The organism is Saccharopolyspora sp. SCSIO 74807 (genome assembly GCF_037023755.1).
Classification (GTDB): Bacteria; Actinomycetota; Actinomycetes; order Mycobacteriales; family Pseudonocardiaceae; genus Saccharopolyspora_C; species Saccharopolyspora_C galaxeae.
The window spans coordinates 6,632,648-6,649,603 of the sequence record NZ_CP146100.1 but is presented as its reverse complement, the minus strand read 5'-3'; the positions used below and the strand labels follow the sequence as shown (position 1 = coordinate 6,649,603).

Sequence of the window (16,956 nt, the reverse complement as noted above, 5' to 3'; positions counted from 1 at the left end):
CGGACTCACCATTGGTCTCCGGGGAAGGAGGCCGCGATGGAGCAATGGCCGAGCCTGCGGGTCGCCGACTGGGCGGAAACGCGGGAAACGCTGCACATGTGGACGCAGATCGTCGGCAAGGTCCGGTTGGCGCACGCACCGCTGGTGAACCACTGGTGGCAGGTGGCGCTGTACGTGACCCCGCGCGGGCTGACCACCTCGGCGGTGCCCTCCGAAACCGGCGTGTTCGACGCCGAGTTCGACTTCTGCGAGCACGTGCTGCGCATCCGCTCGTCCACCGGGGACGAGCGGCGGGTCGGGCTGGAACCGAAACCGGTGGCGCTGTTCTACGAGGAGACGATGGCCGGGCTGGACGCGCTGGGCCTGCACACCTCGATCCAGCCGGTGCCCAACGAGATCGAAGAAGCCGTGCCGTTCGCCGAGGACACCCTGCACGCCTCCTACGATCCCGCTGCCGCGCACCTGTGGTGGCGCCAGCTGGTGGCCGCGCACCGCGTGCTGAGCCGGTTCCGCGCCGAATTCACCGGCAAGGTCAGTCCGGTGCACTTCTTCTGGGGCGCGATGGACCTCGCGGTGACCCGGTTCTCCGGGCGCCCGGCGCCGCGGCATCCGGGCGGGGCGCCGAACTGCCCGGACCGGGTCATGGTGGAGGGGTACTCGCACGAGCTCAGCAGCTGCGGCTTCTGGCCCGGCGGTGCGGGCGAGGGCTTGTTCTACGCCTACGCCTACCCGGAACCGGCCGGTTTCCAGGATCATCCGGTGCAGCCGGGCGAAGCCGCTTACCACCCGGAACTCGGCGAGTTCGTACTGCCCTACGACGCGGTGCGCACTGCCGAAGACCCGGACGGCACGCTGCTGCGGTTCCTGCGGACCAGCTACGAAGCCGCTGCCGAGAACGGCGGCTGGGACCGGCGGGCGTTGGAGGACCAACCGACGCAGCGCGCCTACACCGCCCGGACTCCTGCGTGAGCGGTGGAGATCAGGCCCGCTGCAACGCCTGCGTGATCATCGGCGTCAACCGCTGCAGCGCGAACGGGATGCTGGTGACCGTCGCCGACCCGAGCGCCATCGTCACGTCGTAGTCGTCCAGCAGCAGCAGCGAACCGCGCTTGGCCGCTGGCAGGTTGTTCAGCAGCGGATCGGCCCGCACCGTCGCCACGTCGGACGGTTTGGCGGTGGTCACGATGACCACGTCCGCGTCCAGCAGCGACACCTGCTCCTTGCTGACCTTCACGTTGAACTTGCCGCCGTCGTCCAGGTCGTCGATCGAGGGGGCCAGCTGCAGGCCGAGCTGTTCGAGCAGCGCGGTCCGCGCGTCCTGCTTGGTGTAGGCGGCGTAGGTGCCTGCGGAGTCGGTGCGCACCGTGACGTGCGTGCGGCCCTCGAACTGCGGGTTGGCCTGCCGGGTGCGGTCGATGCGGGCCTGGGTGTCCGCGATCAGCCTGTCCGCCTCGGCCTTCTTGCCCAGCGCGCGGCCCATCGTCTCGGCCTGCACCCGCCAGTTCACGCCGTAGTCGATCGAGCCGGGCGGCTGCGCCACCACCGGGGCGAACGCGGAGAGCCGGTTGTACTGGTCCTGCGTGAGCGCGCTCTGCAGCCCGACGATCACCTCCGGCGCCAGCGCGATGACCTGCTCCACGTCGACCTCGCTGCCCAGCAGCTTCGGGTGCTGCCCGCGCAGCATCGGCTCCACCCACGGGCCGACGCCGGACTGCCACGGTCCCCACTGGGTCAGCCCGGCGGGCACCACGCCCAGCGGCAGCGCCGCGTCGTGGTCGGTGATGCCCAGCGTGACGATGTTGCCGGGCGCGGCGGGAACCTCCGCGGTGCCGAACTTGTTGGGGATCCGCGCCGCCGGTGCCGCTCGGCCGGCGGGGGAACCACCGGCGCAGGCGGACAGCCCGGCGGCGGCGAGGCCGGTGGCACCGGCGAGGAACGCACGGCGGCCGAACCGGGCGTGCGGGGTTCGGGCAGAGGTCATCGCGCTTCCCTCCAAGTCGACAAGGAAGGCTAACCTAACAAATGAGCGGATCTCTGCGCTGTGACTTGTGCGTCGTTTTCGCGCCGGGCGCTCAGGAATCCGGGGATTCCGGGGCTTCCGGAGAACCGGGGAGTTCGAGTGCGCGGCGGGCCCGCGCCGTGGCACGGGACGGCTGAACGCTGTCCAACTCCGCATTGATCGTGGCGCCGAGCAGCACCGCGAACGCGGTGACGTAGAGCCACAGCAGCACGCCCATCGGAGCCGCCAGCGCGCCGTAGACCGGGGAGTGCTCGATGGTCACGTCCAGGTAGATCCGCAGCCCGAAACTGCCCCCCAGCCACACCAGCAACGCCAGCGCGGCCCCCGGCACGTGCTCCAGCCAAGGCGTGCGCAGCGGGACGGACAGCACGTACAGCGTGCTCAGCGACGCGATCGAACCGACCACGATCAGCGGCCAGTACAGCGCGTACACCACGACCGCGGCCTGCGGGAACCACCCGGCGATCACCGACGGCCCCACCGCCAGCAGCGGCAGCAGCACGATCCCGCCGAACAGCGCGGCCGTGTACAGCCCCACCGACATCAGCCGCTGCCGCACCAGATTGCGCTGCCCGCCGAGCCCGTAGACCACCGAGATCGTGTCGATGTAGACGTTCAGCGCCGCCGAACCGGACCACAGCGCCAGCACGAACCCGAGCGAGATGATCCCGGCCCGCCCGGTGCTGAGCACCTCGTCCAGCACCGGCTGCATCATCTGGTCGATGGCCTGCTGGGACAGCACCGCGGACGCGCCGTGCACCAGCGAGTTCCGCACCGCCGCGACGGTGCCACCGCCGAGCACGCCCGCCAGGTAGCCGAGCGTGCCCACCAGCCCCAGCAGCACCGGCGGCAGCGAGATGAGGGTGAAGAACGCGGCCTCCCCGGCCAGTCCGGTGAGCCGGTGCCGGGAGCTGGCGGCGACCGTCTTCTTGGTGAGCCGCCACAGCCCCCGCAGGTGCCGGTTGCGCGGCTGACCGTGCCGGATGCGGTCGAGGATCGTCGGCTGCTGTCCCAACACGGTTGCCCCTTCTCGGCTCGGGCGGCGCCGGTGCGTCGCGAGTCGTGCGGAGTCCGATACCCGCTGGCCGACCAGTGTTACGGCATAGTGCAGTGGATCACCCGGCCGGGGTAAGGAGTTGGTCCGGTCGGCCCGGTCGCCGCGGTCGGATCTCAGTGAACGGACTGTTCGCCCCAGTGGTTCGGACGAACGGTCCGTTCACTCCAGGAGGACCGGATAGCGTGGGGGCTCCGGCACAGCAGTCCCAGGAGAACCAGTGCAGAACTTCCTCACCGGTGCCCGCACGCTCGGCACCGGCTTCCGCGTGCTCCTGCGTTCGCCGAAGCTGCTGGTGATCGGCGCGATCCCGGCGCTGATCAGCGCGGTGCTGCTGGTCGGCGCGCTGGGTTCGCTGGTGTACTTCAGCGGTGATCTGGTCGGCTGGATGACCCCGTTCGCGGACGGCTGGGCCGAAGGTCTGCGCCGGGCGGTGCGGGTGCTGCTCGGCGTGGTGCTCGTCGGCGCCGCCGCGCTGCTGGCCTCGATCACGTTCATCGCGCTAACGCTGCTGATCGGCGGCCCGTTCTACGAGTACATCGCCGAACGCACCGAGCAGCGGCTCGGGCTGGACGACCGCGCCGACGGGGCGGGGTTCGCCAGGCAACTCGGCCGCGGCATCCGGGATTCGGTCAAGCTCGTGGCGGTGGCCGCCCTCGGCGCGGTCGTGCTGTTCGGGTTCGGGTTCGTGCCGGTGCTCGGACAGACCGTGATCCCGGTGCTGGGCGCGATGTTCGGTGCCTGGATGGTGGCGCTGGAGATGGTGGGGCTGGTGTTCCAGCGGCGCGGGCGCACGCTGCGCGATCGGCACCGGTCGCTGTGGGCGAACAAGGCGGCGACCCTCGGGTTCGGGCTGCCCGCCTACCTGCTGTGCCTGATCCCGGTGCTGCAGCTGGTGGTGATCCCGTCCGCCGTGGTCGGCGGCACGCTGCTGGCGCACCGGTTCGAGGACGGCGTGGAGACCGTCTAACAGTTTGCGTAGCGGATCGGGTGGCGGAACCTCATCGGCTCCGCCGCTGACAGGACCCGCGGACCGCGGCGCGCGGTACCGGCGGGTGTCCACTGCTCCATGCGCCGGAACGCGGCGTGCCCGGAACGCGGGCACGGACGCCTAGGGTGCGGGAATGACCGCTGACGCTGAACCCACCGCACCGGACGACTCCTACCTGCGCGCGGTCGCCGAGGCGACCGAACGCGCGGTGGCCTCGGCCGAGCCGATCCGCTCCGAGTTCGACGGCGCGCCCGAGCCGTTGCGCGCCCGCGCGGAGAGCCGCATCGGCGAACTGGCCGAGCCGCTGCTGGAGCTCAGCCACGACCTGCACGCCCACCCCGAGGAGGGCTTCGGCGAGCACCGCGCGGTGGCGGGCGTGGCGGAGCTGTTGCGCGCACAGGGCTTCGACGTGCAGGTCGGAGCCGGCGGCCTGGAAACCGCGCTGGTCGCGCGCGGCGGCGGGGACGGACCGCACGTGGCGGTGCTGGCCGAGTACGACGCGCTGCCCGGCATCGGGCACGCCTGCGGGCACAACATCATCTGCACCTCGGCGACCGGCGGTTTCCTCGGTGCGGCGGCCGCGCTGGAGCAGACCAGGGGGCGGCTGAGCCTGTTCGGCACGCCCGCCGAGGAAGGCGGCGGCGGCAAGGAGATCCTCGCCCGCGCGGGCCTGTTCGACGACGTCGACGCGGTGCTGATGCTGCACCCGTTCTCGCACGACATCGCCGCGCACCCGTTCCTCGGCCGCAGGCAGCTGGACGTGACCTTCCACGGCATCGCCGCGCACGCCTCCGCACAGCCGTTCATGGGCCGCAACGCGCTGGACGCGGTCGTGGCGACTTACCAAGGCGTGGCCGCGCTGCGCCAGCACATGCCGTCCGGAGACCGGGTGCACGGGATCATCACCGACGGCGGGGCGCGCCCGAACGTGGTGCCGGAGCGGGCCGCCGCCCAGTTCTACGTGCGCTCGGCCGACGCCGGTTCGCTGCGGGACGTGGCGGGGCGCATCGAAGCGATCGCGCGCGGTGCCGCGGAGATGACCGGCTGCGGAGTGGAACTGCTCTGGGACCGGCAGGTGCCGTACCTGCCGATCCGGCACAACGAGGCGCTGTCCGCGCGGTGGGCGCAGCACCAGGGGCGGCGCGGCCGCAACGCGCTGCCGCGCGGGGTGGTGCCGGAGTACCTGACCGGCTCCACCGACCTGGGCAACCTGAGCTTCCGGATGCCCGCGATGCATCCGATGATCGGTCTCGAAGACCCGGGACTTTCGCTGCACACCGCCCGGTTCGCCACTGCCGCGGGCTCGGCGGCGGGGGATCGGGCGGTCCTCGACGGTGCGGTCGGGCTGGCGCTGACCGCGCTGGACTACCTCGCGGACGACCGCCTGCGCAGCGCCGTGCACGCGGAGTTCGAGTCCGCGGGCGGCCCCGTGGACGTCCCGGCCTTCTTCGACTGAGGCCGCAGTGCGCCGGCCCGGAGTGATGGACTCCGTCGCCCAACTCGGCCCCGGAACGGTGCGTGTGGTGGCCGCGCGGAACCTCCGCGGGCGCTGCGTAGGATCGGCGCGGCCCCGAACCCCGACCAGGTGTGTCTACTGTGGACGAATTAGTACAGCGCTGGACCGCGCAACTGCTGGACTCCGGCAGCGCGCTGACCCTCCTGCTCGGTCTGGTGGCGCTCGGCCTGATCAGCAACCACGGCACGTGGCGGCTGCTGCGCAACGTGGTCACCATCGCCCATGAAGGCGGGCACGCCGTGGTCGCGCTGCTTAGCGGCCGAACCCTCAACGGCATCCGGCTGCACTCCGACACCTCCGGGCTGACGCTGTCCACCGGCAGGCCCAGCGGCCCCGGCATGGTGTTCACCCTGTTCGCCGGCTACCCGGCGGTGTCGCTGCTCGGCCTGGGCGGTGCGGCCATGGTCGGGTTCGACCTGGCCCGCCAAGCGCTGTGGGTGGCGATCGGGCTGCTGGTGATCATGCTGCTGGCCATCCGCAACGCCTACGGGGTGCTGTCGGTGGTGCTCACCGGCGGCGCGCTGTTCGCGGTGTCCTGGTTCGCCGCGCCCGCATGGCAGGCGGTGTGCTGCGTGCTGGTGAGCTGGTTCCTGCTGCTCGGCGGACTGCGCCCGATCGCTGAGCTGCGCGGCAAGCGCAATCGCGGCAGGGCGCCCAGCTCGGACGCCGACCAGCTCGCCCGGCTGACCCGCGTCCCCGCCGGGGCGTGGCTCGGCGTTTGGTTCCTGATCGGCATCGCCGCGTTGGTGATCGGCGGCCGCTGGCTGTTGCTGATCCCGCAGCTCTGAGGGGGCCGTCCAGGAAGGTTTGCGCGGCGGTGCCGGTTGCTCGCGCGGTCGGCTACTCAGCGGCGGCGCCGAGACGAGCTGAGCCACCTGGCCCGCAGCCCCGCCACCTGCGCGAACAAGCCCAGCAGCACCGAGGAGTCCATTGTGGTCAACTCGGCTCTTGCTCCGCGTGGTAGGCGTGCCGCAGCATTTCAGCGTGACGAACGACGTTGTTGACGTTCCCGGAGCCGGCCCGGTGCACCGCATCGGCTTCGGCGCCATGCAACTGGCCGGGCCGGGCGTGTTCGGGCCGCCCGGCGACCGGGACCGCGCCGCGCGGGTGCTGCGCCGAGCCGTGGAACTGGGCATCGACCACATCGACACCTCGGACTTCTACGGGCCGTGGGTGGTCAACGAGCTGATCGCGGAAGTGCTGCGGCCCTACCCGCAGAACCTGCTGCTGGCCACCAAGATCGGCGCGTACCGGGACCACCGCGGCGGCTGGCCGCCGCTGGTGCACCCGGACGCGCTGCGGGCGCAGGTGCACGACAACCTCCGCCGCCTGCACCTGGAGGCGCTGGACCTGGTCTACCTGCGGCACAGCGCCGAACAGCCAGGCATCCCGTGGGAGGACCAGGTCGGCGCGCTGGCCGAACTGCGCGAAGCGGGCCTGGTGCGCAGCATCGGGCTGTCCAACGTCGACCTCGCGCAGTTCGAGCAGGCACGGGCGATCGCGCCGATCTCGGCGGTGCAGAACTCCTACAACGTGGTCGACCGCGCCGCCGCGGACCTGCTGGACCGGACCGCGGCGCTCGGCGTTCCGTTCGTGCCGTTCTTCCCGCTGGGCTCGGCGTTCCAGCCGAACAGCCGCGCGCTCAGCGATCAGGTGGTGCGCGGCGTGGCCGAGCGGCTCGGGGTGGCACCCGCCCAGGTGTCGCTGGCTTGGCTGCTGCACCGCGCGCCGAACACGTTGCTGATCCCCGGCACGTCCTCGATCGAACACCTGGAGAGCAACTGCGCGGCCGATCAGGTGAAGCTGAGTGAGGCGGACGTGCAGGAGCTGGACGATCTGGTCGCTGAGGGCACGACGGCCGAGCGGCCCCTGTGATCATCTCCCGGCCATCCGGGGCATGATGATCACGAACGTGGCACGGCCGATCCGGCATTCGGGCGAGGTCGACTTCGCGCCGCGAGCTGGACGTCACCCAGTAGTCTGGCCGACACGTCGGCGATGTTCGGGGTGGCGATGTTCGAGGCGGGAGCGCTTCGCCTCGGCCGGTGCGCGATCAGCCGGCAGGTGGTCGATGGACGGGTGAGCTGAGCATGGGAGATCCGAACCCGGTGCGCGGGACCGCGGCCGAGCCGGCCGTGCGCCCGGACAGCACCGGCTGGCGCAGGACCTTCACGCTGCGGTGGGCCAAGCGCCTGGTGGACACCTCGGACATCGCGCTGCCCCCGGACGAGCTGCAGCGGCAGCTGTCCGAACTCGTCGACGTGCTCGCCGAAGCGCTGCAAGACCCCGGCAAGGTCGAAGCAGCCGGCCATGCCGTCGGCGAACGGCTGGTGGACCTGCACGCCACCGGCGAAGGCGCGTTGCCGCGCACGCTCGAACTCATCCGGGACTACGTGGTCGGCGAGTCCAGCGTCGGCGCGGTGGGCCACCTGATGCACTTGCTCACCGCGATCACCGCGGGTTTCGCCACGGCCGAACGCGAACGCTCGGTGGCGCGCGAGGAGTTCACCACCCGGGCGCTGCTGCACTCGAAGCTGCGGGCCGACCGGGAACGCGACGCCAGCGACGAGCGGTTCCGCGAAGTGTTCACCAGCACCCCGGTCGGCGTGGCGATCTGCTCGCTGGACGGCCGGTTCGTCGAGGTGAACCCGGCGCTGGCGGAAACCCTCGGGCATCGCGAATCCGATCTGCTCTCGATGACGATCCACGACCTGTTCCACCCGGAGGAGGCCGCCTACCTCACCGCCGCCTACGCCGAACTCGCCGAGGGCGGACCGGCGCAACGGCTGCGCGAGCGGCGCAGGCTGCTGCGCGCCGACGGGGAGCAGGCTTGGACGTACCTTGCGGTGTCGCTGCTGCGCGACGCCGAGGACGAACCGAAGCACTTCGTCACGATGGTCGAGGACATCAGCGAACTGCACCTGCTGCAGGAGCGGTTCCAGTACCAGGCGCTGCACGACGCGATGACCGGCCTGGCGAACCGGCAGTTCTTCCGCACCCGGCTGGAAGCCGCGCTCGGCAACCTCGCGCCGGACGACGTGCTCACCCTCTACCACCTGGGCCTGGACGGGTTCGAGCTGATCAACGACGGGCTCGGCTACGAGGTCGGCGACAGCATCATCCGCGCGGTCGCGCGCCGCCTGGAGCAACTGGTGGAAGGCGAACAGGCGCTGGTGGCCCGGTTCGGCGGCACCGAGTTCGCCATCCTGGTCGCGGAATCCCCGCGCACCGCGCAGATCCCGGAGTTCGCCGCACTGATCAACGAGGAGCTCTCCGAGCCGATCTACATCGGCGAGCACGGCATCGCCACCTCGGCCAGCATCGGCGTGGTGCGCCGCAGCGTCGCCGACGGCGACCCGACGAGCATGATCTGGGAGGCCGACGTCGCGCTGCGCCGCGCCGAGATCGCCGGCAAGCGGCAGTGGGCGCTGTTCGACCCGGACGTGGCCCCGGACGAGCGCACCGAGGCGAAGCTGGCCGCGATCATGCCTGGCGCGCTGGAACTGGGCGGGTTCGACGTGCGCTACCGCCCGGTCGCCGATATCGGCAGCGGTGCGCTGGTGTCGGTCGAGGCGCAGCTGGCTTGGCAGCCGGACGGGCACGAACCGCTGGAGCACGCCGAGATCCTGCGGCTCGCGGAAGGTTCCGGGGTCACGCTCGAACTGCGGGACTGGATGCTGCGCTGCGTGTGGGAGCAGCTCGCGGAGTGGAGCCGCGCCGGGCACGACACCTGCGTGCTGATCGAGCTGAGCACGAACCAGTCGCGGGACCCGGACCTGGTGGCGCTGGTGCGCGGCGTGCTCGGAGCCGGTGACGAGCTGGACGCGAGCTGGCTGCACCTGTGCATGCCGACCGACGCGGTGATGAACTCGCCGGAGGAGATCCGCGAGAACATCCGGGTGCTGCGGTCGATGGGCGTGCGCACGATGCTGCACTCGTTCCGCGGCGCACCGCAGGAACTCCGGGTGCTGCGGGAACTTCCGGTGCGGGGTGTGCGGCTCGCGGTGGAACTGGTGGAGCTGGTGAACGGGCGCTGCGCCGACGACGAGCCGGAGGTGCGCGCGGTGCGCCAGCTCGTCGGGCTGCTGCGGGACAGCGACGTGCGGGTGTGCGTGGGCGATGTGCACGACGAGGAGCAGGCGCGGTGGTGGCAGCAGCTCGGCTGCGACTTCGCCGTCGGCCCGCGCTACGGAGAAGCGCTGACCGCGGGCGAATTCGCCGCAGTGCTGGAAACGTTCGGCCCGCCGCAGGCGCCGCACACCGGTTCCGACGGGGAGTGAACGCCGCCGCGTCGCGGAAGGAGTTCGCCGCAGGCGCACATGAGCGGACCGCCGGCCGGGGAGCCGGCGGCCCGCGTCATCTGTCCACTTCGGACTAGCCGGCGTGGACCGGTTGGGTCTGCGGGTTGAACTCCTCGAACCGGACCTGCTCGGCGGGGTCGGTGCGCGGATCGCGGATCTTCAGCACGTCCAGCCCTTCCTGGATGCCGCTGGAGTAGATGTGCCCGTTGTAGTAGTACGCCGACCAGGAACCGGCCGTTTGCAGCTCGCCCGGGTCGAACGGCGGGCGGTCGAAGTGCGCGATCTCGTGCGGTCGCGCGGAATCGGTGAAGTCCCACACCGAAACGCCGCCCTGGTACCACGCCTGCACCATGATGTCGCGACCCGGAACCGGGATCAGCGAACCGTTGTGCGCGACGCAGTTCTCCGTGTCGGCCTGCGCCCGCGGCAGCTTGTAGAAGCTGCGGAACTCCAGTTGCGCGTCCGGCCCGGAGCCCACGATGTCGTAGACGCCGTCCGCGCCGTGGTGCGGTCCGGTGGCCGGGTTGCAGGTCGCCGCCGCGCCGCCGCCGAGCTCGTCGGTGAACACGACCTTCGTGCCCGCGTTGTTGAAGGTGGCGCTGTGCCAGAACGCGAAGTTCGCGTCGTCGCGGACTCGTTCGGTGACCTTCGGCGCAGCCCGGTCGGAGATGTCCAGCAGCACGCCGTCACCCATGCAGGCTCCGGCGGCCAGGTCCTTGTCCGGGAACACCGTGATGTCGTGGCACCCGGTGGTTTCGCTGATGCCGCCCTCGGCGCCCGGGTTGCCGCCGTCCGGGAACAGCACCGGCGCGTCGACGAGCGCGGGGTGCGCCGGGTCGTCCAGCGGAACCTCGACGATGGAGATCTTGTCGTGCGGCGGCTTGCACTGCGGGAACTCCGGCGCCGGGCCGTAGGAGGAGATGTAGAGGAACACCGACTCCCCGGCCTTGTCCGGCACCAGGGTGTGCGTGTGCGAGCCGCAGTCGGTCGGGATCGCGGAGACGTAGCGCGGCTCGGCCGGGTCGCTGACGTCGAAGACCTTCATGCCTTCCCAACCGTTCGGGTCGGCGGCGTCGGTCTCCTCGCTGCTGCAGGTGTCGTTGCTGCGCGGGTAGTCGGTGGAGACGAACAGCAGGTTCCCGGAAATGGACACGTCGCCCTGGCCGCCGGGGCAGGAGACCTGCGAAACGATCTGCGGCCGCTGCGGCTCGGAGATGTCGTAGACGACGAGCCCGTCGTAGTTGCCGACGAAGGCGTGGTCCCCCTGGAACGCGATGTCCGTGCCGTAGGCGTCGATGTTGTCGAACGGCGGCTGCTTCGGAAGATTCGCCAAGTGCGCGATGTTCGGGCTGTGGTCCGGATCGGCGGGCTGTGCCCGCGAAGCCGCTGCGGTGTTCTGCTCGGGGTGCTCGCTCGGCGGAGTCGCCGACGACGGCGCCGCGAACAGGACGCCGAGCAGCAGCGGCACGGCGGCGGCCAGTGAGCCGAGCGCGCGGAACCGGCGGCCGGTCGGTTGCTTGGAGCTCAACACCATCACCCCACTTCCTCGATCAGCGGCTACCCCTCGCCGCATTCGATCAGTATGTTCGGAATCCGCGGTTCGACCAATAGGCCGGGCGGATGTCTTCAGGGGGACGCGGTGTCCGATCGTCGCGCGGTGTTCGCCGCCTTCCTGCTGCTGACCGGGGTGGTGAGCGGCTGTTCGGCGCAGCAGCCGGAAACTTCCTCGGCCTCGCCGCCAGTGGTGCTGCCCGGTGCGCCTGGAGATGAACCGCGCGTCGTGCGCTCGGTCGAGGCCCGCGCGGATGACGGGCCGATGGCCGCGGAAGTCTCCTACGCCGGTTCGATGATCGAGCACCACCGGCAGGCGGTGCGGATGACCGAACTCGCCGCGACGCGGGCCGCGGACCCGCGGGTGCGCGCGCTGGCCGAACGCATCGGCGCCGCGCAGCCCGCGGAAATCGGTGCGATGCAAGGGTGGCTGAGCACGCACGGCGCTGGCGGGCACGGGAATCACGCGGCACACGGCGGAATGCCCGGCATGGCCACTCCGGAGCAGTTGCGGGAACTCGCGGATTCGCGCGGCGCCGACTTCGACGAGCTGTTCCTGCGGCTGATGGCCACGCACCACGAGGGCGCGCTGCGGATGGCCACCGACCTGCTCACCACCGGCCACGACGAGCAGCTGCACGAGATGGCGCAGGACGTCCTGGCCACCCAGACCGACGAGATCGCCGCGATGCGGCGGCTGCTGGACGGGCACTGATCCGCACCCCGCCCCGCCCGCACGAACGCGATGCCACATCATCGGGTGATGGCCGTGGACGACGACACCCCCAGCGAAGAAGCCGACGAGATCTTCGGCGAGTGGATGCGGCAGAACCTGGACCGCGCCGCCGAGCACTTCGAGGTGGCGGTGGTCGGCGAGCCGGTGTTCGGCTGGCGGCTGCGCTCCATCAGCGCGGCCGTGCGCAGCACATCAGGGCCGAGGTGGCTGCGCGTCGTGTCCGAGCAGCTCGAATGGGCCGACGGGGACTGGTGGACCGGCAACGCCGACTCGAACGCGATCACCGGCGTGCGCAAGCCCAAGGTGCTCGGCCTCGTGCAATGGGACGTCGAGCAGGCGCGGCGGCAACGCGGTGAGCTGATGACGTTCGTGCCCGGGCAGCGGTGCTCGGACACCGATGTGCTGCGCGCCGAACTTGACCTGCCCGCCGACTGGTGGGAGCAGCTGCGCGGCACCATCGACGCGGTCCGCGAGGTGGCGACCGAGCGGATGCGCGACGACGAACCGGCGATGCGGCGGGCCGTGCACGACGCGCTCGGCATCGACCTGCGCATCGAGCACTGGGAAACCGTGCACGGCGACCTGCACTGGGCGAACCTGCTGCGGCCGCGGTTCGGGCTGCTGGACTGGGAGCTGTGGGGGCGCGGCCCGGCGGGCACGGACGCGGCTTCGCTGTACTGCTACAGCCTGCTCACGCCGGGCACCGCCGCGCAGGTCTGGGAAACCTTCGCCGACGTGCTGGAGGCTCCGCACGGCCGCACCGCGCTGCGCTACGCGGCGGCGCGCATCCTGCACCGCGTCGACATGGGCGATCACCCGGATCTCGCCGAACCGCTGCGCGAACTCGTCGCGAACCTGCCGGAGTGACGCGCCGGCTCGCGTCTCGCCGACTCGCCCCGCCCCCGGCGATCCGAGTGAACGACCTGTTCGCCCGGCTAGATTGGGCGAACGGGCCGTTCACTCCTGGAGGAACGGGGTCAAGCCGGGGCGTCGAGGGCGGCGCGGACCATCGCCAAGGCTTCCGCGGGCGGGATGCCCAAAGCGTGCACGGTGCGGGCGTACTCGGCGGCGGCTTCGGCGGCGCGCCTGCTGCTGCGGTCACCGGTGGAGCTGACGAACGTGCCCGCGCGGCCGCGGGTCTCGATCAGCCCGGCCTGCTCCAGCTCGCGGTACGCCTTGGCCGCGGTGTTCGCCGCGATGCCCAGATCCGCGGCCAGCGCCCGCACGGTCGGGAGCTTGCCGCCGACCGGCAGCGCACCCGAGTTGATCCGCTCGGCGATCCCGGAACGCACCTGCTCGAACGGCGCAACCCCGGAATCCGGTTCCACGCTCAGGTCCAACATGGAGCCATTGTGGCAACAAGTCCGTCGAACCGGTCGCACCGCGGCAACGCGCGCGCCGGTGCGGCTCAACCGGCGAGTTCGTGCGGGACTCCGAGCTCGTCGTAGAGCTGCGCGGCCAGCCTGCGCTGCTCGCGGGCCTGCACGGGACGCCCGGTGGTGTCCCAGATGTCGGCGAGCCGCTCGCGGTCCAGCGCCTCGCCGTAGCTGTACTCCACGTCCCGGTGCAGCTCCAGCGCCAGCTCCAAGTGCTCGACGGCTTCCCCGGTGCGGCCGGTGGCGCCGAGCACCAGGCCGATCTCGCTCAGGCAGCTGCCCTCGAGGCGGCGGTCGCCGTGCGAGCGGCGGATCTCGATGGTCCGTTGCAGGTGCCGGATCGCCTCGTCGTACTGGTGCAGGCGGTGCTCGGCCTTGGCCAGCGCGCTCAACGTGGTCTCCTCGCCCCACTCGTCACCCAGCTCGACGTGCATGCTCAGCGAGCGTTCCAGCGCCTCGTTCGCCTCCTCGTCGCGCCCCAGCGCGTAGTACGCGCCGCCGAGGTCGCGCAACGCCCACGCCTGCGCCCACTCCGGGCCGGACCGCTGCCACAGCGGCACCGCGCGCTGCAGTTCCGCCAGCGCCACCTGGTGCTGCTGCAGCGTGCTGCGCGGGATGGAGTCACTGGTCAGCAGCCACGCCTCGGCCAGCTCATCGCCGAGCGCGGCGGCCGAGGCCAGCCCGATGCGATGCGATTCCAGCCAGTAGGCCACCGGCCTGCGGGCCAGCATGAAGGCGAACATCGCCACCGGCAGCTGCCAGGCGAAAACGTGCTCGCCGCGGTCCGCGGCCTGCCGGACCGCGGCCAGCAGGTTCGCGCGTTCGGCGTCGTAGAAGTGCAAAGCCGTCGGCCGATCGGTGAATTCCGGCACCGATCCCGGGGAATCCGGCAGCTGCATCGGGAGGCGGGTGAAGCTCGGCTCGGCCTTCCAGGACGCGCCGATCGTCGCGTGCAGGTACCAGGACAGCAGGCGGCGGACGGCCGCGTCGCGTTCCTCGGCGCTCTCGTCGTACTGCGCGCATTCCGCGGCGTAGAGGCCGACGAGGTCGTGGAAGCGGTAGCGCTGCGGCTGGTGCTCGTCGAGCAGGTGAGCACCGGTCAGGGATTCCAGCAGCCTGCGGGACTTGGGTCGGGAGATGTTGGCCAGCGCGGCTGCGGCGTCCAACCCGATGTCGGCGCCCTCGGCGAGACCGAGCAGCCGGAACAGCCGTGCCGCCTCCGGCGCGAGCGAACGGTACGACCAGGAGAAAACCGCGCGCACAGTGGTGAATTCGTCCTCGTCGATGGCCAGCGCGTCGAGCCGTTCCCGTTCGTCGGCCAGTTCCGCGACGAGATCGGCGATCCGCAGCTGCGCGCCGGCCACCAGCCGTTCGGCGGCGATGCGCAGCGCCAGCGGCAGGTATCCGCAGTAGTGGGCGAGCTCGGCGGTCGCGTCCGGCTCGGCGTCGACCCGGTCGGCTCCGGCGGTCCTGCGCAGCAGCTCGACCGCGCGGTCCGGGGGCAGCACGTCCAGCGACATCCGGCCGGCTCCTTCCCTGGTCGTCAGGCTCGTCAGGTGACTGCGGCTGGTTATCAGCACCCGGCAGTCCGGAGAACCGGGCAGCAACGGGCGGATCTGCTCGGCAGCGGCAGCGTTGTCGAGCACGATCAGCATACGGCGGCCGTGCAGCATGGTCCGGTACATCGTGGCCTTCGCGGCCGGGTCGACGGGTAATCGTTCGCTCGGCACGCCCAGCGCGCGCAGCACCTCGTCGAGCGCCTCGTCCGCGTCGCGCCTGCGGCTGACGTGGTAGCCGCGCAAGTCCACGTAGAGGTCGCCGTCGGGGAAGCTGTCCCGCACCCGGTGCGCCCAGAACGCGGCCAGCGAGGTCTTGCCGACGCCTCCGGAACCGACGATCAACCAGGTCGGTGCGGCGGAGTCGGACGGTTCGGCCAGCCAGGAGTCCAGCGCGGTCAGGCTCGCCTCGCGGTCGGTGAAGTGCGTGACGCGCTGCGGAAGTTGCCGCGGCACCGGGACTTCCGGCTGGTGCAGGTGCACACCGCCGTAGATGTGCTGCGCCTGCACGACGTTGCGCGCATTCCCGGAGAAGACGTTCGAGGCCCCGTCGCTCATGCCGACCCCCAACCGAAAGGCAGCGAACACCTCGCATGATCGCCCTCCGCCGCGGACCGCCGGCGCGGAACTTCCCGGAATTTCCGGAAAAACGACCGTACGGGCCAATGCCGCCACCCGAACGTCCGCACCCGGCCGGACGAATCCCGCCGGGGCCGGAGATCTTGCGCGAGGGACGCAGTGCGCAGCGGGAGGCTGCACCCGGAACAGCGAACGCCGGGACGGATTCAACTCCGCGCCGTGGTGGGTTTCGCCGCGCGCGGGCGGGCGGCCGGGGGAATCGTCATTCGCGGTTGAAGGCTTGCAGGAGTTGCTGGGCCGCCAGGCTCGCGGTGAGATCGCCCCGGCTGACGCGGGTTTCGACATCTTCGACGATGGCTCGGACGCCGGGATGGGCGGTGAGCTCGGCCATCAGCTGGTCGCGCACCAGCGACCACGTCCACTCGACCTGCTGGCGGCTGCGCTTCTGCGCCAGCTCGCCGGTTTCGGCGAGCGTGGCGCGGTGCTGCTCGACCTGCTCCCACAGCGAATCCAGGCCTGCCGCGGTCAGTCCGCTGCAGGTCAGCACCGGTGGTTTCCACGAGGCGCTGACCGGGGTGAGCAGCCGCAGCGCGCTGCGCAGCTCGCGCGCCGCCTTCCGCGCGTCCGTCTCATGTGGACCGTCGGCCTTGTTCACCGCGACCAGGTCGGCGAGTTCCAGCACGCCCTTCTTGATGCCCTGCAACTGGTCGCCGGTGCGGGCCAGGGTCAGCAGCAGGAAGCAGTCCACCATCCCGGCCACGGTCACCTCGGACTGCCCGACGCCGACCGTTTCCACCAGCACCACGTCGAAGCCCGCGGCTTCCATCAGCACGATCGTCTCGCGGGTGGCGCGCGCGACCCCGCCGAGCGTTCCGGCCGAGGGGGAGGGGCGCACGAACGCGGCCGGATCCGCCGCCAGCGTCCCCATCCGGGTCTTGTCGCCGAGGATGCTGCCGCCGCTGCGGGTGGACGACGGGTCGACCGCGAGCACCGCGACCCGGTGCCCGGCCGCGGTCAGCGACGTCCCCAGCGATTCGATGAACGTCGACTTGCCGACGCCGGGCACCCCGGTGATCCCCACCCGGTGCGCCCCGCCGCTGTGCGGCAGCAGCTGCACCAGCAGTTCCTGCGCTTTGGCCCGGTGCGCCGGTTTGGTCGACTCGACCAGCGTGATCGCCTGCGCCAGTTTCGTGCGGGAACCTTCCAGCACGCCCTTGGCGTAATCCTCGACGTTGATCTCGCGCGGCATCACGGGTCCTTGCGGAATGGATCTGCT

General features: G+C 71.3%; 14 protein-coding genes. 8 read left to right on the top strand and 6 right to left on the bottom strand.

The window, feature by feature from the left end; translation table 11 throughout:
- Positions 1-36 precede the first annotated feature (36 nt).
- Complete coding sequence (locus V1457_RS30350; RefSeq protein WP_338598722.1) at positions 37-969, top strand: DUF5996 family protein; 933 nt, start codon at positions 37-39, stop codon at positions 967-969.
- 10 nt (positions 970-979) lie between these two features.
- Here V1457_RS30350 and V1457_RS30345 read toward each other — a convergent pair whose 3' ends face one another.
- Positions 980-1,981, bottom strand: a complete 1,002-nt coding sequence (locus tag V1457_RS30345; protein WP_338598720.1) for an iron-siderophore ABC transporter substrate-binding protein — start codon at positions 1,979-1,981, stop codon at positions 980-982.
- Between the two features lie 91 nt (positions 1,982-2,072).
- Positions 2,073-3,038: a YihY/virulence factor BrkB family protein gene (locus V1457_RS30340; protein WP_295140811.1), complete on the bottom strand. Its 966-nt coding sequence runs from the start codon at positions 3,036-3,038 to the stop codon at positions 2,073-2,075.
- A 256-nt stretch (positions 3,039-3,294) separates the two neighbouring features.
- Here V1457_RS30340 and V1457_RS30335 point away from each other — a divergent pair, with 256 nt between their 5' ends.
- The 5 genes from V1457_RS30335 (at position 3,295) to V1457_RS30315 (ending at position 9,861) form a co-directional block, all read left to right on the top strand.
- Positions 3,295-4,044: an EI24 domain-containing protein gene (locus V1457_RS30335; RefSeq protein WP_200071895.1), complete on the top strand. Its 750-nt coding sequence runs from the start codon at positions 3,295-3,297 to the stop codon at positions 4,042-4,044.
- A 154-nt stretch (positions 4,045-4,198) separates the two neighbouring features.
- Entirely contained in the window at positions 4,199-5,521 is a 1,323-nt protein-coding gene (locus V1457_RS30330) for a M20 family metallopeptidase (RefSeq protein ID WP_338598715.1), read from the top strand.
- A 140-nt stretch (positions 5,522-5,661) separates the two neighbouring features.
- A complete protein-coding gene (locus tag V1457_RS30325; RefSeq protein ID WP_200071897.1) occupies positions 5,662-6,369 on the top strand; it encodes a M50 family metallopeptidase in 708 nt (235 codons plus the stop codon).
- Positions 6,370-6,565: 196 nt separating this feature from the next.
- Complete coding sequence (locus V1457_RS30320; protein WP_338598711.1) at positions 6,566-7,456, top strand: oxidoreductase; 891 nt, start codon at positions 6,566-6,568, stop codon at positions 7,454-7,456.
- A 215-nt stretch (positions 7,457-7,671) separates the two neighbouring features.
- The gene (locus V1457_RS30315; protein WP_338598708.1) at positions 7,672-9,861 is read left to right on the top strand and encodes an EAL domain-containing protein; all 2,190 of its coding nucleotides are present in this window, start codon (positions 7,672-7,674) and stop codon (positions 9,859-9,861) included.
- A gap of 94 nt (positions 9,862-9,955) precedes the next feature.
- On the opposite strand, the gene V1457_RS30310 is transcribed toward V1457_RS30315, so the two are convergent.
- A complete protein-coding gene (locus tag V1457_RS30310) occupies positions 9,956-11,410 on the bottom strand; it encodes a hypothetical protein (RefSeq protein WP_338598706.1) in 1,455 nt (484 codons plus the stop codon).
- Positions 11,411-11,521: 111 nt separating this feature from the next.
- On the opposite strand from V1457_RS30310, the gene V1457_RS30305 reads away from it, so the two are divergent.
- Both V1457_RS30305 and V1457_RS30300 read left to right on the top strand, forming a co-directional pair.
- Positions 11,522-12,148: a DUF305 domain-containing protein gene (locus tag V1457_RS30305; RefSeq protein WP_307850189.1), complete on the top strand. Its 627-nt coding sequence runs from the start codon at positions 11,522-11,524 to the stop codon at positions 12,146-12,148.
- 48 nt (positions 12,149-12,196) lie between these two features.
- On the top strand, positions 12,197-13,036 hold the full coding sequence (locus V1457_RS30300; protein ID WP_295140020.1) for an aminoglycoside phosphotransferase: 840 nt from the start codon (positions 12,197-12,199) through the stop codon (positions 13,034-13,036).
- A 110-nt stretch (positions 13,037-13,146) separates the two neighbouring features.
- On the opposite strand, the gene V1457_RS30295 is transcribed toward V1457_RS30300, so the two are convergent.
- The 3 genes from V1457_RS30295 to meaB all read right to left on the bottom strand — a co-directional run bounded on the left by V1457_RS30295 (position 13,147) and on the right by meaB (position 16,929).
- Positions 13,147-13,512, bottom strand: a complete 366-nt coding sequence (locus V1457_RS30295) for a GntR family transcriptional regulator (protein ID WP_200071902.1) — start codon at positions 13,510-13,512, stop codon at positions 13,147-13,149.
- A 65-nt stretch (positions 13,513-13,577) separates the two neighbouring features.
- Complete coding sequence (locus tag V1457_RS30290) at positions 13,578-15,659, bottom strand: tetratricopeptide repeat protein (protein ID WP_338598701.1); 2,082 nt, start codon at positions 15,657-15,659, stop codon at positions 13,578-13,580.
- Positions 15,660-15,942: 283 nt separating this feature from the next.
- Complete coding sequence (gene meaB, locus V1457_RS30285; RefSeq protein WP_338598699.1) at positions 15,943-16,929, bottom strand: methylmalonyl Co-A mutase-associated GTPase MeaB; 987 nt, start codon at positions 16,927-16,929, stop codon at positions 15,943-15,945.
- Positions 16,930-16,956: the final 27 nt, after the last annotated feature.